This window comes from Cupriavidus sp. HMR-1, assembly GCF_000319775.1.
GTDB lineage: Bacteria > Pseudomonadota > Gammaproteobacteria > Burkholderiales > Burkholderiaceae > Cupriavidus > Cupriavidus metallidurans.
Map to the genome: position 1 here is coordinate 37,455 of NZ_ANKP01000278.1, position 19,854 is coordinate 57,308.

A 19,854-nucleotide genomic window follows, 5' to 3' on the forward strand; every position below is an offset into this window, starting at 1 on the left:
ACCGGCGCCGGCCCCCCGGCGCACGACTCTCACAACAATGCTGAGGAGACGAAATGACGAGTGTGTCCCGCACGCTGGACGTGCAGCAGTTCATCAACGAACACCGGTTCTCACGATATCAGTGGAAGATCCTGGTCACATGCTTCCTGCTGATTGCCATCGATGCCTATGACGGCCTGGCCATTGGCTTTGTTGTGCCGGTTCTGGTGCGCGAGTGGGGAGTGAACAAGGCAGCGTTCGGCCCGGTGCTGAGCGTTGGTGTACTGGGCCTGGCACTCGGCGCGCTGCTCGCCGGCCCGCTCTACCATCGCACCAGCCCGAAGACGGTGATCATCGGCTCCATGCTGCTGTTCGGCGTCTGCAGCCTCGGCACCATGACGGCCAACTCGCTCGTGTCGCTCGGCGTCTGGCGCTTCTTCACGGGCATTGGCGTAGGCGCGGCGGTTCCCGGCGCCGCCACGTTGATGTACGAGTACGCGCCAAGGCGCATGAGCGCGTTCCTCGTCAATGCGATCGCGGTAGGCGCCCTGATCGGCGCCTCGGCCTGTGGATTGACGGCGGCGGCGATGGTGCCCACGCACGGATGGACCAGCGTCTTCCTGATTGGCGGCGTGCTGCCGATCGTGCTGGCCGTGTTCATGCTTGCCGCGATGCCGCAGCCGCTGCACTTCATGGTGCAGAAGGGCTACCCGGGGCATCGGATTGCCGCCGTGCTGCGTCGGATTGCACCCAATGCCGCGATCGATGACGATACGCGTTTCGTGCTGCCGGAGGCGCAGGATGCCGGCAAGCAAGGTGTCGCCGTGGTGCTGTCAAAGCAGTTCCGCACCGGTAGCGTTCTGCTGTGGGCCGCTTACTTCTTTGGCACGTTCGCCTACTACCTGTTGGTCGGCTGGCTGCCGACGCTGGTGCAGGACATGGGGGCCTCGCTGCGGAACTCGCAGCTCATCACTGTGCTGCTGACCGTCGGCGGCATCGTCGGCACGTTCTTGTTCGGCTGGCTGATGGACCGCTTCGATAAGTACACCGTGGTGGCCCTGGCCTATGCGCTGGGCGGCATCGGCATCTGGCTGGTCGGGCAGCAGCGGGGGGACCTGGCCTGGGTGGCGGTGTGCGTGTTCGCAGGCGGCATTGGCCTGAGTGGCGCGCTGATGTCGATGGGCTCGCTCGCGGCGGCGTTCTATCCCGCAAGCGGCCGTTCCACTGGCATCTCATGGATGCACGGCATTGGCCGGTTCGGCGGCATCGTCGGACCGATGGTCGGCGCGTACATGCTGCGCGACGGCTTCAGCCTGCCCGCCGTGTTCACGGTGGTGATGGTGTTCGTGCTGCTGTCCTCGGCGGCGCTGATCATCAATAGCGCGACTGCCCGACGCAGCGCGGCCAACGGCATGCAGACAGAGTCCGCGTAACGTGTCCTGACCATCCGCCGCCCCCGTCGCGCACGGCGAGGGCGGCGTTTTATTTATCTGGAACGCATCATGTTTGATCTGCAAGGCAAGGTTGCCATCGTGACGGGGGGTGCCGCGGGAATCGGTCGCGCTGCCGCCATTCAGTTCGCCCGGGCCGGCGCGAGCGTCGTCGTGGCGGATTGGTCAGTGGAAGCGGGGCAGGGTGTCGTGGCGGAGATCGGGCGGGCCGGTGGCGACGCGTGCTTCCAGCGCGTGGACGTGAGCCGTGATGACGACTGCGCGGCGATGGTCGGCGTTGCGCTCGACCGCTTTGGATCGCTCGATATCGCCTTCAACAATGCCGGTGTTTCGGGACCGGTTTCGCGCACCGAGGACCAGGGGCTCGAGAACTGGCACAAGGTCATCGGCGTCAATCTGACTGGCGTGTTCCAGTGCATGGTGCATGAGCTGCGGGCCATGAAGGCGCGCGGTGGCGTGATCGTCAATACGTCATCGGTCGCCGGTGTGAAGGGCGCGCCGTATAGCGCCGCATATTCGGCCTCCAAGCACGGCGTGATCGGGCTGACGCGTTCGGCCGCCAGGGAGTATGGCAAACACGGTGTGCGGATCAATGCCATTTGTCCCGGCGTGACCAGCACCGCCATGGCGGACGAGATCGCCGCCGGCTCCGCGCCTGGTGCGTCAGCGGCGCTGCTGGCGGCCACCGCGCTGCGCCGCGCCGCCACGCCGGACGAGGTGGCTGAGTTGGTGGTGTGGCTGTGCTCGGAAAAGGCGTCGTTTGTGACCGGGGCGCACTACATGGTGGATGGCGGGCTGACAACGTAGGGCGATCGCGTTACGCCCCTCTCCCATGAAATGGGAGGGGGGAGCTTGGAGCAAGCTAGCGGCAGATCATCCGCCCTTCGACGCATTCCCATCCGCGCCAAAGGCCGTCCATCCACCGTCCACAGGCAGCGTGACGCCGGTCACGTACGACGCCCAGTCCGAAGCCAGAAAGGCCACCGCCTGCGCCACCTCGCGGGGATGGCCGAGCCGCCCCATCGGCGTGCGGCGCTCGAGCGACGTGACATCGAGCCGGCCTTCGCGGGTCATGGCGTCGAGTGGCGGTGTCCGGATGATCGCGGGCGCAACGCCGTTCACACGAATGCCCTTCTGCGCCCACTCGCAAGCCAGCGAGCGCGTCAGCATCACCACTCCGGCCTTGGATGCCGTGTAGGCCGCGATGCCGGGGCCGCCGCCGAGACCATAGATCGACGCGATGTTGATGATCGCGCCGCCACCGGTCGCCAGCATGTGCGCACCGACGGCCCTGGACATCAGCCATGTGCCCGTCAGGTTGATGTCGATAGTGCGTTGCCACGTCGCCAGAGACTGCCGGTCCGTGCGCGCGGCGGACTCCAGCACGCCGGCGTTGTTGACCAGAACGTCGATGCGCCCCATATGGGCGATGGCCTCGGCGGTGATCCGTTCGACGTCGGCCTCGGAAGACACGTCGCCGTGCAGCATCTGCGGTCCATCCGAACGGTGAACTTCATTCAGGTCGGAGGCGCAGACCACCGCGCCCGCTTCCACGAAGAATGCCGCCACCGCCGCGCCGATGCCGCTGGCGCCGCCTGTCACCAGCACTCGCTTGCCGGTGAAGTCGATGCGCTGGATATCGCTCACTCCGTACATCGTTGCACCTCCATCTTAAGGGAGCCGTTACTTGCCGGTGAACGCCGGCTTGCGCTTTTCCAGCAAGGCGCTGACTGCTTCGCGATGGTCGTCGGTCTTGCTGGCCAGCCATTCGTACGACATACACGTATCCATGACTGAATGCGCGATCTGCTTGAGACCGATGTTGGTGGCCACCTTGGTCCAGCGGATGGCGTTGGTGGCGCCATTGGCCAGCCGGTCGGCGAACTGGTCGACACGCGCGTCCAGCTCGGCGGACGGCACGGCATGGTTGATCAGGCCGATGCGTGCCGCTTCCGTGGCAGTGATCGCGTCGCCAGTCAGCAGGTATTCCTTGGCGCGGGCATAGCCGATGAGCTGCGGCCAGATGATGGCGCCGCCATCGCCGGCCACCAGACCGACGTTGACATGCGGATCGGCGAACTTCGCGGTGTCCGCCGCGAAGATCACGTCGCAGAACAGGGCGATGCTGCAGCCCAGGCCGATTGCCGGGCCATTGACCTTGGCGATGATCGGCTTTTCGCAGTCGAGCTGGGCGAACACGATCTGCTTGCCTTCGCGCGCGGTCACGCGGAAGGCTGCCGGATTGTCGAAATCCGACTTCACGGCTTCAAGGTCGCCCCCGGCCGAGAACGCGCGTCCGGCGCCGGTCAGCACGATGACCTCGGATTCCGGGTCGTTGTTGGCGTCGATGAAGACGCGCGCCATTTCGGCGTGTAGCCCGGCGTTGAAGGCGTTGAGCTGTTCGGGGCGATTCAGGGTGATCTCCAGTACGCGGCCGCGCCGGGCGAACGAGATGTACTGGTAGTCGGCGAAGTTCATGGGGGTTCCTCCAGGTTGGTGTGGATGCGCTTGCCCGTTGCACGATAGCCAGCCGGCTTCGCGGGCGCCCCTCCCTGGATGGCGGGGGACGTTCCAACGCCATGCGTTGCAGACTTCCCATCACTTCCCGATGGGGTATCGCCGTCCGGGCCTTGCCGACGGCAAAAAAGGGAGGGGCGGACCCGGTTTGCTGCTCTCTAAGATGGTTCCCGCAGTACAGCACTTCAGAACATCAGAACAACTTGCCGGAGGGGAGCCAGCATGTCCGAGAACTCGGTGGTACTGGAAAGGATCGGCGGCACGGCGGTCATCACGCTGAACCGGCCGCAGCGGCGCAACGCGCTCGACGACACAATCATGGCGGCGATGGACCGCATCGTCCGGAGCATCCGGCAGGACCGCTCGGTGACCGCCGTCGTGCTGACTGGCGCAGGCGGCAACTTCTGCGCGGGCGCCGATCTGGGAGACGGCGACGCGCAGGCCGAGCGCGGCTTCTACGTGCGTGACCTGCTGCAGAACCATCACACATGGTTTGCCGCGCTGTGCGATCTGGAGATGCCGGTCATCTCCGCCGTGGACGGTTTTGCCACGGGCGCCGGGCTCTCGGTGGCACTGGCGGCGGACTTCGTCATTGCCAGCGACCGCGCGCGCTTCGTATCGAGCTTCGCCCGCGTGGGATTTGTCCCCGACCTCGCGCTGATGTACGTGCTGCCGCGCCGCGTTGGGCTGGTGCGTGCCAAGGAGATCGTGTTCTCCGCGCGCGAAATCCGCGCCGACGAAGCCGTGGCCATTGGTCTCGCCGAGACCGTAGTGCGGGCCGATGACCTGCGTGACGCGGCCATTGCGTTCGCGCGGCGTTTCGAAAACGCGCCGACCCGCGTGCTGGGCATGGCCAAGCACATCATGAACCGTACCTTCGAGACCGACCGGCAGGCGCTGCTGCAGCAGGAGGCCGCGGTGCAGGGCCTGTGCGCGGCCAGCCAGTACAACGCGGAAGCGGTACGCCGCTTCTTCTCGAAGGAAGCGCCAATCTTCCCGGGCACCGAACGTCTGTTCTGACGGGACGCCCCACGTTCCCGTCCCTGTTTATTCCAATTACTCAAGGAGAAAGTCATGACGCAAAAAGTCGTCGTTGCCGGTGTGGGCATGATCCCGTTCAAGAAGCCGGGCCAGAGCGATCCCTACACGATCATGGGCGCCCAGGCGGTGCGGCTGGCGCTGGCCGATGCCGGGGTGGGCTACGAGTCGGTCCAGCAGGCGTTCGCCAGCTATGTCTTCGGCGATTCCACCAGCGGGCAGCGTGTGCTGTACGACATCGGCATGACGGGCATTCCGGTCATCAATGTGCACAACAATTGCGCCAGCGGCTCCACGGCGCTGTATCTGGCCAACCAGGCCATCGCCAGCGGCATGGCCGATATCGTGCTCGCGTTTGGCTTCGAGCAGATGAACCCAGGCGCGCTGGGCACGATTTACACCGACCGTCCGGCGCCTCTGGAGCGGTTCAACCAGGCCTGCGAGAGCGTGGTGCCGGAAGGTGTGCCGCCCGCGCTGCAACTGTTCGGCGCCGCCGGACTCGACCACATGAAACGCTTCGGCACGCCGCTGGAGACGTTCGCCAAGATCCGCGCCAAGGCCAGCCGCCATGCGGCCAATAACCCGATGGCGGTGTTCCGCACGGTGGTGACGCCGGAAGAGGTGATGGCCGAGAAGGTGATGTGGCCGGGCGTCATGACGCGTTCGATGGCGTGCCCGCCGACCTGCGGCGCTGCCGCCGCCGTGCTGTGCAGCGAGGACTACGCGAAGAAGCACGGCCTGAACAGCCGCGTGTGGATTGCCGGTCAGGCGCTTACCACCGATGGTGTGGAAACGTTCAAATCCGGCGACCTGCGTCATCTGGCCGGCTTCGGCATGTCGCGCTCGGCGGCCGACAAAGTCTATGCGATGGCCGGCATTGGCGCAGAAGACGTCGACGTGGTCGAGCTGCACGACTGCTTCGCCCAGAACGAACTGTTGACCTACGAAGCACTCGGTCTGTGCCCGGAAGGCGGCGCGGCGAAGTTCGTTGACGATGGCGACAACACTTATGGCGGCAGGTTCGTGGTTAACCCGTCTGGCGGTCTGCTGTCGAAGGGCCACCCGATCGGCGCGACCGGGCTGGCCCAGTGCACGGAGCTGGTGATGCAGCTGCGCGGCCAGGCCGATCGGCGCCAGGTGGAGGGTGCTCGTGTGGCGCTGCAGCACAACGTCGGTATCGGTGGCGCAGCAGTCGTCACCATGTACCGGAATGCCTGACGGAGCCACGTATGGACTTTCAAGCTGATCCGGGTCTGGAGGCGTTCCGCCAGGAGGTCCGGCAGTTCCTGCGGGACAACGTGCCGCAGGAACTGAAAGGGCAACCGCGCTGCACGCGCTCGCCGCGCGAACAGATCCTGCGCTGGCAAAAGGTGCTGGCCGCACATGGCTGGGGTGCGCCATACTGGCCGGTGGAGCACGGCGGCACTGGCTGGTCGGTGGCGCAGACGCTGGTGTTCGACGACGAATGCACGCGGGCCGGCGTGCCAACGCAGGACGGCTTTGTGCAGAAGATGCTCGGCCCGGTGCTGAACGCGTTCGCCACGCCCGCGCAGAAGGCCGAGCACCTCGCCCCCGCCCTCAATGGCGAGCGGCTGTGGTGCCAGGGCTTCTCCGAGCCGGGCGCGGGGTCCGACCTCGCCTCGCTGAAGACGCGCGCGGTGCGCGACGGAGATCATTACGTCGTCAACGGCCAGAAGATCTGGACGAGCTACGCCCATCACGCGGACTGGATCTTCCTGCTGGTGCGGACGGATTCGTCCGGCAAGAAGCAGGCGGGGATCAGCTTCCTGCTGGTAGACATGAAGACGCCGGGCATCACCGTGCGCCCGATCCGCAGCATCGACGACGCGCACCACCTGAACGAGACCTTCTTCGAGGATGTGCGCGTCCCGGTGGGCAACTTGATCGGCGAGGAGGGCGCGGGCTGGAACATCACCAAGTACCTGCTCAACAACGAGCATGCGACCACCGCCGACCTGCCGGACCTCAGGCGCTACATGCGCGAGCTGCGCCGGATCGCGACAACGCTGGATGCTGGCGACGGCAAGCTGATCGACCGTCCCGAGTTCGCGCTGAGACTGGCACGGCTTGACGCCGACCTCGAAGCCATCGCGATGCTGGTGCAGCGCGTGGCGCAGCTCGACATGGCGCACCACCCGGCATCGCACCTGTTGGGTTCGATCCTGAAGCTGCGCGCTACCGAACTGCAGCAACGCATCACCGAGGCACAGACCGAAGCACTGGGCGACCACGGCGCCGTGGCATACGCGCATTGGCACGACGCTCCGCCGGCAGAGGCGTATCCGATGCAGGACCTGGCGCGTGGCATCGCCAACGACATGTTCCTGCGCCGCGCCGCCACCATCTATGGCGGTACCAGCGAAGTGCAGCGCGGCATCATCGCCAAGCTGATGTTCCAGCTATGAGACCGGAGGCAGCCATGGCATCGAAACGAAGCGGGCCGCTACAGGGCCTGCGGATCCTGGAAATCGCCGGGCTCGGGCCCACGCCGATCAGCGGCATGACGCTGGCCGACATGGGGGCCGATGTCGTGCTGGTCGATCGGCTGCAGCCCGGCGCGGAAGACCTCGATATCGGCCGGCACGCGATCCAGAACCGTGGCAAGCGTTCCATCGCCGTCGACCTGAAGACCCAGGCCGGCATCGATACCGTGCTGCGTCTGGTGGAGCAGTGCGACGCGATGATCGAGGGCATGCGTCCCGGCGTCATGGAGCGGCTCGGTCTGGGCCCGGACGTGTGTCTGGCGCGCAATCCGAAGCTCGTGTACGGCCGCATGACCGGCTGGGGGCAGGACGGCCCACTGGCGCAGGCTGCTGGGCACGACCTGAACTACGTCGCGCTGTCCGGCGCGCTCTGGTGGTCGGGCCAGCCTGGCGAGGCGCCGATGTCACCGCCGAGCCTGGTTGGGGATATCGGCGGCGGCGCGATGTATCTGCTGGTGGGGTTGCTGGCCGGCATCATGAGTGCCCGCGAAACCGGCAAGGGGCAGGTGATCGACGCGGCCATCGTCGACGGCAGCGCGCACATGATGAATCTGCTGTTGGGGCTGAAGTCCGCCGGTGTGTTCCGGAACCAGCGCGGCAGCAGCCTGCTCGATGGCCCGCACTGGTACCGCACTTACCGCTGTGCCGACGGCAACTACGTGACCATTGCCGCTGCCGAGCCGCGCTTTCACAAGCTGCTGCTGCAAAAGCTCGGTCTGACCGACGATCCGGCGTTTTCCACCCAGCACGACCAGACACAGTGGCCGGCGCAGCACGCGCGTCTGGCCGCCCTGTTCGCCATGAAAACGCGCGACGAATGGTCCGCGCTGCTGGAGGGGACCGATGCCTGCTTCGCGCCGGTGCTGAACCCGGATGAAGCGGCGGCCCATCCGCACATGGTGGCCCGTGGGGTCTATGGCGAGATCGATGGCGTCCTGCAGGCCAATCCCGCGCCCCGCTTCTCGGGCACGCCACTGGCGCGGCCCGGGTGGATTCCACAGCGAGGACAGGACACGGCATCGGTGCTGGACGACTGGTGCAACGCCGGGGCCACCTGAGCGTCGCCGGCATTCAAGGAGAGAGACATGAGTGATAGCAAGGTCCTGTTCGAGATGGACGGGAAGATCGCGGTCATCACGATCAACCGCCCGCAGCGCCGGAACGCGCTCGATGATGAAGCCAAGCAGTTGCTGGCCGACGCGATCCGGCGGGCGCGCGAGGACCGTTCGGTCCGTTCCGTGGTGTTGACCGGCGCGGGCGGCCATTTCTGCTCGGGCGCGGATCTCAGTGGTGAGGCCGAGGGCGAGATGCCGTTCCTCGTCCGCGATGCGCTGCTCGGCGCCCACCGCTGGCACGCCGAACTGATGGATCTGGAGAAGCCGGTGATCTCCGCCGTGGACGGTTACGCGGTGGGCGCCGGGCTGTCGCTGGCGCTGGGCGCGGACTTCATCATCGCCAGCGACCGGGCGCGGCTGGTGTCCAACTTCCCGCGCATCGGCTTCGCGCCGGACCTGGGGCTGATGTACATCCTGCCGCGGCTTGTGGGCCTGGTGCGCGCCAAGGAGATCGTCTTCTCCGCGCGCGACATCCTGGCCGACGAGGCACTGTCGATCGGGCTAGTGCAGGCGGTGGTGCCGTCCGAGCGATTGCGCGAGACCGCTGTGGAGTACGCGCGCCGCTTTGACAACGCGCCGACACACGTGCTCGGCATGGCCAAGGGCATCATGAATCGCACGTTCGAGACGGACCGGAACGCGATGACGCAACTGGAAACCGCCGTGCAGGGCCTGTGCGCGGCCAGCAGCTACAACGCAGAGGCCGTGCGCCGCTTCTTCGCGAAGGAAGCGCCGCTTTATCCGGGCGCCGAACGCCTGTTCTGATGGCATCGCCCCGCACGTCCACAAGGGGAGGTGAGGGGCGTCCGCCACCGGCGTAACGTGACAGCCAGGGCAGCGCGGGTGCCGGCGATGGACCGGTCCCGCGACGCCTTCCATCACTCAAGCAATTTCGGGGAATACCATGACGATTCGATTTGACGGCCGTGTGGCCATTGTGACCGGCGCCGGCAACGGATTGGGCCGCGTGCACGCGCTGGAACTGGCCCGCCTCGGCGCCAAGGTCGTGATCAACGATTTCGGCGGCAGCCGCGACGGCACGGGCGGCTCTTCCGATGCCGCGCTGGGCGTGGTCGAGGAAATCCGCAAGGCTGGTGGCCAGGCCATCGCCAACGGCGCCAACGTCACGGACTTCGAGCAGGTCACCGCGATGGTCGCGCAGGCTAAGGCGGAGTTTGGCCGTATCGACATTCTGATCAACAACGCCGGCATCCTGCGCGACAAGACCTTCGCCAAGATGGAGATGGCTGATTTCCGCGCCGTGGTGGACGTGCACCTGATGGGTTCCGTCTACTGCACCAAGGCGGTGTGGGAAACCATGCGCGAGCAGAACTATGGCCGCGTGCTGATGACCACCTCGGCGGCCGGCCTGTTCGGCAATTTCGGCCAGGCCAATTACGGCGCTGCCAAGATGGCCGTGGTGGGCCTGATGAACATGCTGGTCCTCGAAGGCAAGAAGAACGACATCCGCATCAACACGCTGGCGCCGATGGCCGCCACGCGCATGACGGAAGACATTCTGCCGGAAGACATCCTGAAGGCGACCGGGCCTGAGCAGGTGACGCCGGGGGCGCTCTTCCTGGTGAGCGAGGATGCCCCGAGCAAGGTCATCCTCGGCGCCAGCGGCGGTGCGTTCTCGGCCGTCCGCATGGAGGAAACCGCGCCGGTGTACATTCCCGGCAAGGAATTGTCGGTGGACGCCGTGGCGGCGCACTTTGCCCAGATTACCGACTGGGGCACCTCCGCTTACCGCGAGGACGCGAACCATCAGGTACATGCCTTCGTCACGGCCATGATGCAACGCGCAAAGGCCGCCTGAGCCGGGCAGGCTGGAAAATAGCCGTACCGAGGGGAATCCCGGCCACAGGGTCGGGGTTCCCCTTGCCTATTGAAGAATTGAAGACCTGATCTGTACCGAGGCATTGCGGCCTACGGGGCAGGCATGAAAGTAGACAGTAGAGGAGACTAAGGATGAAAACGAACTTCTCGCGCCTCTTCGGGAATCTGGTCCCGCGCTTCGCCGAGAGGGAGGCGCTGGTCAACATCGAACGCAATCGCCGCTACAACTACCGCGAATTTCATTCGCTGACCAACCGCATCGTCAATATGATGCGCGAGCGGCTGCAACTGCGTCGTGGCGATATCTATCTCTGCGTGCTCGAGAACGACAACATGTCGCTGCTCCACTTCTGGACGGCGCTCAAGGGCGACGCTGCCGCGGCCTACGCGAACTTTCGGGACTCATTCGACGAACACCGCCGCCAGGCCGAGTACATCCAGCCGAAGGTGGTCTTTATCGAGACCGCGCTGCTGGACCGCTACTACGACACGCTGCGTGCGCTCGGTGCCACCGTGGTGTGCATGGACCCGCCGGCCGCGCCGCGTGAGGGCCTGCATGATTTCTGGGAGCTGATGGAAGGTGTGGGTGACCACGATCCTGGCGTCGAGAACGACGCGGAGAAGGATGTACTGGTCTATCGCTTCACCGGCGGCACCACGGGCGCAGGCAAGTGCGCGCAGTACACGATGGATAACTGGCTGGCCTGCCGCGACACCATGTTCGTGGAGCCCGACCAGTTCCAGTTACCCGATACCCGCATGCTCCATATGGCGCCGATCAGCCACGGCTCCGGCTTCGGCGTGCTGGCGACGCTTTTCCGTGGCGGCTGCACCGTGACCCAGAACCTGCCCGACCTGGCGCTGATGTGCCGGAACATCGAAGCAGAGAAGATCACAATGACGCTGCTGCTGCCAACGCTGATCTACCGGCTGCTCGACATGCCGGAAGCGAGCAACTTCGATCTGTCGTCGCTGAAGACCATCGCCTATGGCGGCGCACCGATGAGCCCGGCCAAGCTCCGGCGCGCGCAGGAACGCTTTGGCAATATCTTCATCCAGTTCTACGGGGCGACCGAAAGCCTGCAATCGGTTGGCATCCTCGGCAAGGCCGATCACCTGACCGCAAGCGAAGCACAGCTTGGCTCCGCCGGGCGTCTGCAGCCGAACGTGGAGGTGCGGATCGTCGGCCAGGACGGCAATGATGTGGAACCCGGCACAGTCGGCGAGATCTGGGCCCGCAGCCGTGGCGTGATCTCCGGTTACTACAAGAACCCGGAAGCGACTGCGGCGGAGTTCGAGAATGGTTTCTGGAAGTCTGGTGACCTTGGCTACATCGATCAGGATGGTTTCGTCTATCTGGTCGACCGCAAGAAGGACATGATCATCACCGGCGGCTTTAATGTCTACGCGGTGGAGGTGGAGGCGGCACTGAACGCGCATCCGGCCGTGTCGAATTCAGCTGCGGTTGGCGTGCCGCATGAGGAGTGGGGCGAGGCGGTCCACGCCGAAGTCCAGCTGCGGAGCGGTGCGCAGGTCAGCGCCGAGGAACTGATCGAGTTCGTCAAGGCGCGCCTCGGCCGCTTCAAGGGACCGAAGTCGATCACGTTCGTCGAGGCGTTGCCGGTCAGCGTAGTAGGCAAGGTGCTGCGCCGGCAGGTGCGTGACAAGTACTGGGTGGGGAAGGGCCGGCACGTATCCTGATGCGGCTCCCCTCTCCCGCTTGCGGGAGAGGGGAGTAAAGCGACGGTAAAGCAACGGGTTACTTCACACCCACCTCGTGCAGTGACGCCATGTCGATCACGAAGCGGTACTTCACGTCGTTGGCCTGCATGCGCTGGAATGCCGTGTTGATGTCGCGCACGTCGATCATCTCGCAGTTCGGCAGTACGTCGTGCTCGGCGCAGAAGTCCAGCAGTTCCTGCGTGTCGTTCAGGCCACCGATCAGCGATCCGGAGATCGAGCGGTTATTCACCACCAGCAGCGCGCCATGGATCGGTTCCAGCGGCTCCAGCGCGCCCACCAGCACCAGCACGCCATTGCGCCCCAGCAGCATCAGGTAAGGGTTGACGTTGTGCTTCGTCGGAATGGTGTCGAGGATGAAGTCGTAGCGGTTGCCCGCCGACTGCATCGCCTTGGGGTCCTTCGACAGCAGCACATCGGTGGCGCCCAGCGCGCGCGCGTCGTCGGCCTTGCTGGCAGACGTGGTGATTACGGTGACTTCCGCGCCGAGCGCGACGGCCAGCTTGACAGCCATGTGGCCCAGACCGCCCAGGCCTACCACGGCCACCTTCGATCCCTTGCCGACGCCGTGACGGCGTAGCGGCGTCCAGACCGTGATGCCGGCGCACAGCAGAGGGCTCGCGTACTTCATGTCGAGCGCGGCCGGCACGCGCAGCACGAACTTCTCGCGGACGACGATGCTTTCCGCGTATCCGCCGTATGTAATCTCACCGGTATGACGGTCCTTGCCGTTATAGGTAGCGGTAAGACCCTTGGAACAGTTCTGTTCGTGGCCGTGGTCGCACGATGGGCAATCCTGGCAGCTATCAACCATGCAGCCGACCGCCACGCAGTCGCCAACCTTGTAGCGCGTGACGTGTGGGCCGATGGCGGTCACGTGTCCGACGATCTCGTGGCCGGGCACGCATGGGTAGACGGTGGTGCCCCAGTCGTTGTTGACGGCGTGGGCGTCCGAATGACAGATGCCGCAGTAGTCGATGGCGATGGCGACGTCATCGGCGCGCAGGGCGCGGCGTTCGATATGCATCGGCGTAAGGGCGGCATGGGCCTCGCAGGCGCCGAAAGCTTTGCAGGTGGTCATGGGAGATTGGTTGTGGAGGGTGACGGATGGGTTGGTCCCCTCTCCCGCTTCGGGAGAGGGCTGGCGGTTCAATCGACGATGACGAGCGATCAGGCTTCGATGCTCGGGCGCGTCCAGGGCGCCGGCGCGGTCTCCGGTGCGGCGATCTGGTTCGAGATCCACTTGCCCATGCGGCGCAGCGGTTCGATCGCATCCTGTGGCGCGGCCCACTTCATCACGGCCGCGTAGCCTAGCGAGACAATGCGCTGGGCGCCATACAACGGCAGCTTGTCCTTCAGTTCGTCCTTGATGCTTTCCGGGTAGACCCCGACGGTCTGCGTGTACGCGTCCACGGCGGCCATCACCTCGTCGAGGGTATCCACCGGCACCAGATTGGCGGTGCGGTCGTCGAGCCGCGTGGCAAACGAGACCGGCTCCGGAATCTGCGAGCAGATGATCGCGCCTTCGCCATCCTTGCCGCCGATGACCTGGTACCACTCGTCATCGAGCCGCAAGGCATCGACTTCCGCCTTGATCGCCGGATCGTAGCGCCTGGGCGAGGTGGAAAGCGTGTTGGGCAGGCCGAGCATGGCGTCGTACACGTAGCGGCCGAACGTGTTGAGCTTGCGCAGGCCAGCTTCATCGGTGCCGCATTGCACGTACGCCACGCGGGCGCATACGCAGCCTTTCTGGTTCAGCGCGCCGATGTCGCTGGCCAGGCGCAACGCTGCCTCGCGCATGGTTTGCTCGCTGGCGAAGGCGTCCTGACCGATGATGCTGGCGCTGCGTTTCGGGTCGAGCGAGATCAGTTCCAGACCCGGCTGGACGTAGCGGGTCACATGCTTCATCGAGGCGTAGCCACCCCACGCGACGATCTTCTCCAGATGCTGCGGCTGGTACAGGCGCTCCTCGAAAGCCTGGTCGCCACCTTTCCAGTAGGCCACGCTCAGGTGCCGCGTGAGCGGGTGGTCGGGCGCCATGTCGATCATTGTGCGCGCGATGGCCAGCGCGGTGAACGGGTCGTTGGACGGCGCTTTGATAATCGCGTCGCTGCGCATCACCATGTTGCGAATGATCGTGAGCAGGGAAAGACCGGCCGCGTTGCCAGCGACAATATGCAGCGTGCGTGCGCCGAAGCATCGCACTTCCAGATCGGTGCCGTCGATCAGCTTTTGCTTGACCCAGCCTTCGAGGTACTTGATGCCTACCGTGCTCTCCACCGCTTCGGTGATTGCCGCGCGCGACAGCATATTGCGCAGGCCCATGTACGTGCCCTTGATCATGGTCGGCGTGACCGGCGACGTGTGATACGACAGCGCGCAGGCTTCCTGCAGGTACTGATTGGTGGCGAAATCGAGGCGCTCGCCGAGGGCCTCGGCGTAGTCAAGGATATCGCCGAAGGTCAGTTCATAGAGATCCGCAAGACGCGCTGGATTCCCGAGCGGCAGTTGGTCGAGATACGCGTGCGCGTCCGGCGTCAGGAACGTCAGGTCGCCGCCACGGCCGCCCACTTCGATGAGGTTGTCGGTGATGACGTTGCCGCGAATGACCATCGGCGCGATGGGGTGAGTCATGATGTCGGTCCTCTCGTTCATTGTCATTGTTCTACGGTGTTCAGGAAGTCCATGGCCTCGCGGTGCGAGCTTTCTGTGGCCGCGCACGTGATCTTGTCGTCGCCGCCGTTCTTGTCGCTGTATCGCTGGATGCTGCCGCTCACGACGTAGCGGCTTGGACGGCCGCACGCGCAGGGCTTATCCCATTCGACCGTAACCTCGTCACCGGTGATGAAGCCCCCCCATTTGACTTCGGCGCCAAGGTCGAAGAAGGCGGCGCGGCCCGTGACCCGGCCCTTGCGCGGCAGCGGCTGGCCCGTTTCCGGATCGAGAACGAACGGAATCACGGTGTGCGTGAAGTGGAAATTGCCGTGTTCGCAGCGTGGATTCGACCCGCTGACCAGTTCCGACATCGCGTAGGTTTCGTTCAGGTAGCTGACGCCTGTAAAGCGCATCACCTCCTCGCGCCAGCCATCGGGCTGCACCACGCCCTTGGCGCCACCGGTCGTGGTAATGAAGGAGTCGGGATGGAATACACCTTCCAGCCCCTGTTCGAGCCCCGCCTTCGCCATGTTGTGCAGCAGGTTCCAGGTGGCGCCGATGTAGACGCGCTTGCCGCGCAGGTCCTTGGCCATGCGCTGGAAGAAGCTGGCGAGGTAGGCCGGCATCTCGGCCTGCAGTGTGTCGAAGGCCTTCTTCTTCGCCAGCAGGTCCGGGTTGATCTCCAGGCGATCCAGCGTGCCTCGTGCGTGCGCGGCGCGTAGTCTTGCGCCAAGGTGGAGCATGTCGCTCGACAGGGTTGCGGGGTAGGCCGCGTGGAAATGATCCTCGCCCGGCAGCAGCGCGCGAATCAGGAAGTCGTTCGCGCGCACATGGCTCAGGTAGCCGTTGCGGTAGTACGGATATGGGATGTGCATTTCCGGCATGGGCGTATCCGGTCCGGCCATGCGCAGGATGTACAGCTTGCGGATGTCGCATGCCTTTTCCCACTCGCGAATGCCCTGCGGCAGGAACGACACGGTGCCCGAGGTGCCTGAGGTATGGCTGATGCGCATCTCTGGCACGGCGGCGTCGAGCGTGGCGAACCAGTCGTCCAGACCCTGGCAATGGCTGACGTCCACGGCAGCAAAGCGCGCCGCCATCTCGGGCGTCATCAGCTTGCCCAGCCACTTGTTGATCTGGCTGAAGTTTCGTTTCTCGAGGAGCGATGGTGGGTAGGATTTGAAGACCGTGTGCTCGAACAAGAGCGGCACCACATCATCGAGCTTGTCGATGCGGGTCAAGTCTTCGCCGTCGGCAAGCTTCGTCAGGACCGGCACACGGTCACGCAATTGGGCGAATCGCTGTTTCAGCGCCACCAGTTGTATCTCATCGACTTCGTCTCGGGGCATGTTCTGCCACGTTTGCAGATCGTGGTTCGCGAGTGCTGACGGATCGTTCAGCAGTAACTCGACCTTCCTTTCCAGGGACATGTTTTCGCCATGCGTGAGCGTTGATGGGAAGCCCAGTATAGGAGCGCGAATGCGTCCCCAGACTCCGGGTTTCCGGGTCGGTATTCAGTACCCAATTCACTGAAACTAAAGGGAAAAAATGCGGCGCAAGGTCGCAGGCTCTGCATTTTCGTGGAACGTATGAACGCCCGGGCGGAACATCCGGAAAGGGAGGGGACGAGCGGCTTGATTCCGCAGCAAGCTGGTTAGCTTGCTGGCCACGTCGGGCCATTCCAAACGAACTGGATGAGGTGATCGACAATGTCGTCCCGCAAGCACCACACAGCGCCTGATCACCTGCACATCGAAGTCCCGGCAAGGCCGCGCAAGCAGCCCAGACAGGAGCGGTCGCTCAAGCTCGTCGACGCCCTAAAGACAGCCGGGTGGGAGATTCTCGAGAAGGAAGGGCGAGAGGCGCTGTCGCTGGAACGGCTATCCGTACGCGCTGGCGTGGCGGTCAGCTCCATTTACGAGTACTACCCGACGATGGAGTCGCTGGTCGTCGCAATCTTCGACGACTTCCGCGCGGAGGCCAGGCGCAGGCTCGTAGAGGATCTGCAGCGTCTGCCGCCGGGCACGAAGTTGTTTGATGGCATCCTGCTATTGCTGCGCATTGGCCTGCCGATGCTGCACAAGTGGGTGCAGATCGATCGCGAACTGCTCGTGAAGTCGTCCCAGTATGACGAACTGGTGCGTCTGGACGTCATCAAGCCTGAGCAGTACTGGACCTCCATGGCGACGGATGCCCTGATGGAACGGTTCCCCGACGAGGTACTGGTGCGCGACAAGGCCAAGGCGCGCTTCATGGCCTTCCACACAATCCTGGCCTTGCCACGAGCGATGGCACTGATGCGGCCAGAATTCCTCATCGAGCCGGATACGGAGCTTCTGATGTGCAGAATGCTTTACGTGTTGCTGACGTCCGCCTAAGACCGCGCTTCAGTCACTAAGGGCTGAATCTGGAAACGGCAACAAATGGCCGGTAAGGGGCCTTGGAGATCGGCGGCTGGCGTCGACTGCCAGTGCTCTTCCCTCGCCAGTTCTGTGTACCCATTTACTGTGAGACTGATCGCGCCTTTTACTCACTTACTTCGAGATTTTGACTCAGGTAGTTTGCGACAAGGCTCCGTAAGTCCTTGATTGTTCGACGTCAGGTTTCCCATTAACTGTGAGATGGGACATGCGGATCAGTCACCGGCATCTGATGGTCGGCATGGCGAACGTTTGCGGCGACAGAATTGAGTGTGATTGCGTGAACCTACATCCCTCGGTGTGTCTGGCTGACCCTCTGCAGCCCCTTCAGCGACACCTCACCTTCACGCTCAAGGCTCCCGACGTCCGCCACGTAGCAGTCTGCGTCACCGCTCGGATAGATGAACTCGCATCACAGATTTCTGGCCATCTCCATTGCGGAGATGGCTTTTTTTGGGGGAATTGCGTGAGCCGGCATTTTGTGAATATTAAGCCACTTATCTATGTGGGCGTTCGTGCCATGCGCACCACAATGCGCTTGCGACTCACATAATGAGCTTTATAGATTGCATATTGCACTGTTACAATTTCATACGATTACTTACAAATAGCATTTTCGAGAGACGCATGCGTATCTCGGGGCGGGGGTTATCCATGCATATTCTTGTTCGTTGCGGGGCCGTGGCAGTTCTTGGCCTTGCCGGATGCGCACAGACGCCGGAAGGACAGTTGGCGCCGCAGTCGCAGACAGTACGCCTGTGCAACGGCAACACCTGCACCGAGCGGGATCGGCGCGTATCGACATTGCCAAGCGCACAACCAACCGATGCCGAGCGCCGCATGCAGGCGCTGACAGAGGTGGCCGAGCGCAATCCGAACGGCGCCTATGACCTCGGCCTGCGCCTGTTGCGCGGCGACGGTGTCGAGCGCAACAGTTATCAAGCCATCGAATGGTTGCGCAAGGCCGGAGACAACGGCCACGTGCAGGCTCAGTTGGCGCTTGGGCGCATCTATCTGATGGGCCTCGAGGAGATGGGTTCGGACCCCGCGCAGGCAGAGTCCTGGCTGTTACTCGCTGCCGCCAAGGGCAGCAAGGAAGCCAAGGACCTGCTTCCAAAAGCGCAGGCCGCCAAGAAGGATGAACAGAGTCTGTATCGGGTGCGCGAAGCCTATCGCACGTCCTGGATTGCGTGGTACAGCAGCGCTCCGTACTACTGGGTCTGGGGCCCTTCCGGCTGGTACCTGCGCTAACTCTCCTTTCCCCAGATTTCTTGCTTCAATTCCATCAACAGGAAGGGATTCCATGTACAAAAACAAGAAAACTTCTTTGCGTATGGCCACATTGGTCACGTCCCTGGCTCTGGCTGGTTGTGCCAACCTGGGCGGCGGCACGATCAGTACCGGCACAGCACCCACGGCAGCCACCGGTGCCGCGGGCGGCGCAACGAGCGTGAATGCCAATCAGGCGCTGGAGCGATGCGACGCGCCTCTGGGCACGATCGCTGTGGATGATGGCCGTGGCAAGGAATGGTATGCCAGCTTCGGTGCAGCCACGAAGATCACGACCATCGAGCCGTTGATCCGCTTGGCCGTGCAACAGTCGAACTGCTTCGTGATTACGTCGGTTGGCAACAACCGTACCGAAAGCAAGCTTTCGTCGATTACCGACAAGCAGCGCAATTCCGGCGAGTTCCGTGCAGGTTCGAAACAGCAGAAGGGCCAGCGCGTAGCGGCTGACTACTACATGGAGCCATCGATCATCATCGATAACGACGCCACGGGCCAGATGGTTGCCGGTGTGGGCGGCCTGCTGGGTAGCGTCGGCGCGCTCGTTGGCGGGGCCATGCAGGGCAAGGCATCGGTCGTGACGTTGACCATGTTTGATATCCGTTCGGGCGTCCAGCTGTCCATCTCGGAAGGCAATGCGACGGCAACCAACTTCGGTGCCGCGATGGGCGCCTTCGGTGGCGGTGCCGCCGGTGGGCTTGGCGGCTTTTCCCGCACGCCTGAAGGCAAGGCCACAGTGGCAGCTTTCATGGACGCCTACAACAACATGGTGATCTCGCTGCGCAACTACAAGGCGCAGGAAGTCAAGGGCGGCCTGGGGCGTGGCGGCCAGCTCAAGGTAGGTTCGTAACCTCCCTTGAACGGTCAGGGCCGGCTCTGACGAGCCGGTCTGCACCTTGCCCTTGCGGAGGTAGCGACTGATTTGCGCGCCGGTGGACGTTGTCTTCGATGCCTGATAAGCGGGCGCGACGGCACAGCGGAGTCCGATCCTGCAATGTCGCTGCTCGCAGCCGCGCCTTCCGTAGACGTTTGCAGCGACCGCCCCAGTAAATGGCCAGTCAATCGAGCAGCAAGTTGGGCCGTTCAAGGAACGCGTACCAGCGGGTGCGCTTTTCCTTGCGCTTCTTCCATTCCATTGCCCACGCTTCCAGCAGTGACTTTGGCTGCGTCAGCCGGCGTCGAAAGCGCCCGGTCCCAATGATCAGGTGCTTGTCCCATTAAACGCCATCCATGGCGTGATCCTGATCGTCAGCGTTCTGATTCCGTTTGTTTATCTCGGCGCGTTCAAGAACGCGCATTGAGACTTATG

17 protein-coding genes are annotated in these 19,854 nt (G+C 64.0%); 12 read left to right on the forward strand and 5 right to left on the reverse strand.

The window, feature by feature from the left end:
* Nucleotides 1-53 precede the first annotated feature (53 nt).
* Complete coding sequence (locus D769_RS30245) at nucleotides 54-1,412, forward strand: MFS transporter (protein WP_008652516.1); 1,359 nt, start codon at nucleotides 54-56, stop codon at nucleotides 1,410-1,412.
* A gap of 69 nt (nucleotides 1,413-1,481) precedes the next feature.
* Nucleotides 1,482-2,237, forward strand: coding sequence for a glucose 1-dehydrogenase (locus D769_RS30250; protein ID WP_008652517.1), 756 nt, complete (start codon nucleotides 1,482-1,484; stop codon nucleotides 2,235-2,237).
* Nucleotides 2,238-2,303: 66 nt separating this feature from the next.
* Here D769_RS30250 and D769_RS30255 read toward each other — a convergent pair whose 3' ends face one another.
* The gene (locus D769_RS30255; RefSeq protein WP_008652518.1) at nucleotides 2,304-3,086 is read right to left on the reverse strand and encodes an SDR family NAD(P)-dependent oxidoreductase; all 783 of its coding nucleotides are present in this window, start codon (nucleotides 3,084-3,086) and stop codon (nucleotides 2,304-2,306) included.
* Nucleotides 3,087-3,113: 27 nt separating this feature from the next.
* Nucleotides 3,114-3,908, reverse strand: coding sequence for an enoyl-CoA hydratase-related protein (locus tag D769_RS30260; RefSeq protein ID WP_008652519.1), 795 nt, complete (start codon nucleotides 3,906-3,908; stop codon nucleotides 3,114-3,116).
* Nucleotides 3,909-4,169: 261 nt separating this feature from the next.
* Here D769_RS30260 and D769_RS30265 point away from each other — a divergent pair, with 261 nt between their 5' ends.
* From D769_RS30265 to D769_RS30295, 7 genes are all read left to right on the forward strand, one after another.
* Nucleotides 4,170-4,967, forward strand: coding sequence for an enoyl-CoA hydratase/isomerase family protein (locus D769_RS30265; protein ID WP_008652520.1), 798 nt, complete (start codon nucleotides 4,170-4,172; stop codon nucleotides 4,965-4,967).
* 54 nt (nucleotides 4,968-5,021) lie between these two features.
* Complete coding sequence (locus D769_RS30270) at nucleotides 5,022-6,203, forward strand: lipid-transfer protein (protein ID WP_008652521.1); 1,182 nt, start codon at nucleotides 5,022-5,024, stop codon at nucleotides 6,201-6,203.
* Nucleotides 6,204-6,214: 11 nt separating this feature from the next.
* On the forward strand, nucleotides 6,215-7,411 hold the full coding sequence (locus D769_RS30275; protein ID WP_008652522.1) for an acyl-CoA dehydrogenase family protein: 1,197 nt from the start codon (nucleotides 6,215-6,217) through the stop codon (nucleotides 7,409-7,411).
* 14 nt (nucleotides 7,412-7,425) lie between these two features.
* Complete coding sequence (locus D769_RS30280; protein ID WP_008652530.1) at nucleotides 7,426-8,547, forward strand: CaiB/BaiF CoA-transferase family protein; 1,122 nt, start codon at nucleotides 7,426-7,428, stop codon at nucleotides 8,545-8,547.
* A gap of 27 nt (nucleotides 8,548-8,574) precedes the next feature.
* Nucleotides 8,575-9,369 carry an enoyl-CoA hydratase/isomerase family protein gene (locus tag D769_RS30285; RefSeq protein ID WP_008652531.1) on the forward strand — a complete coding sequence of 265 codons (795 nt, stop codon included), beginning with the start codon at nucleotides 8,575-8,577 and terminating at the stop codon, nucleotides 9,367-9,369.
* Nucleotides 9,370-9,508: 139 nt separating this feature from the next.
* Nucleotides 9,509-10,423, forward strand: coding sequence for an SDR family NAD(P)-dependent oxidoreductase (locus tag D769_RS30290; RefSeq protein ID WP_008652532.1), 915 nt, complete (start codon nucleotides 9,509-9,511; stop codon nucleotides 10,421-10,423).
* 152 nt (nucleotides 10,424-10,575) lie between these two features.
* Complete coding sequence (locus D769_RS30295) at nucleotides 10,576-12,144, forward strand: AMP-binding protein (protein WP_008652533.1); 1,569 nt, start codon at nucleotides 10,576-10,578, stop codon at nucleotides 12,142-12,144.
* A 58-nt stretch (nucleotides 12,145-12,202) separates the two neighbouring features.
* Here D769_RS30295 and D769_RS30300 read toward each other — a convergent pair whose 3' ends face one another.
* From D769_RS30300 to D769_RS30310, 3 genes are all read right to left on the reverse strand, one after another.
* Nucleotides 12,203-13,264: an NAD(P)-dependent alcohol dehydrogenase gene (locus D769_RS30300; protein ID WP_008652534.1), complete on the reverse strand. Its 1,062-nt coding sequence runs from the start codon at nucleotides 13,262-13,264 to the stop codon at nucleotides 12,203-12,205.
* Nucleotides 13,265-13,353: 89 nt separating this feature from the next.
* On the reverse strand, nucleotides 13,354-14,817 hold the full coding sequence (locus D769_RS30305; RefSeq protein ID WP_035884159.1) for an acyl-CoA reductase: 1,464 nt from the start codon (nucleotides 14,815-14,817) through the stop codon (nucleotides 13,354-13,356).
* 23 nt (nucleotides 14,818-14,840) lie between these two features.
* Nucleotides 14,841-16,268: a hypothetical protein gene (locus D769_RS30310; RefSeq protein WP_008652536.1), complete on the reverse strand. Its 1,428-nt coding sequence runs from the start codon at nucleotides 16,266-16,268 to the stop codon at nucleotides 14,841-14,843.
* Nucleotides 16,269-16,547: 279 nt separating this feature from the next.
* Here D769_RS30310 and D769_RS30315 point away from each other — a divergent pair, with 279 nt between their 5' ends.
* From D769_RS30315 to D769_RS30325, 3 genes are all read left to right on the forward strand, one after another.
* A complete protein-coding gene (locus D769_RS30315) occupies nucleotides 16,548-17,216 on the forward strand; it encodes a TetR/AcrR family transcriptional regulator (protein ID WP_008652537.1) in 669 nt (222 codons plus the stop codon).
* A gap of 696 nt (nucleotides 17,217-17,912) precedes the next feature.
* Entirely contained in the window at nucleotides 17,913-18,509 is a 597-nt protein-coding gene (locus D769_RS30320; protein ID WP_040011363.1) for a tetratricopeptide repeat protein, read from the forward strand.
* Nucleotides 18,510-18,591: 82 nt separating this feature from the next.
* Entirely contained in the window at nucleotides 18,592-19,395 is an 804-nt protein-coding gene (locus tag D769_RS30325; RefSeq protein ID WP_008652543.1) for a hypothetical protein, read from the forward strand.
* The last annotated feature ends 459 nt before the right edge of the window (nucleotides 19,396-19,854 follow it).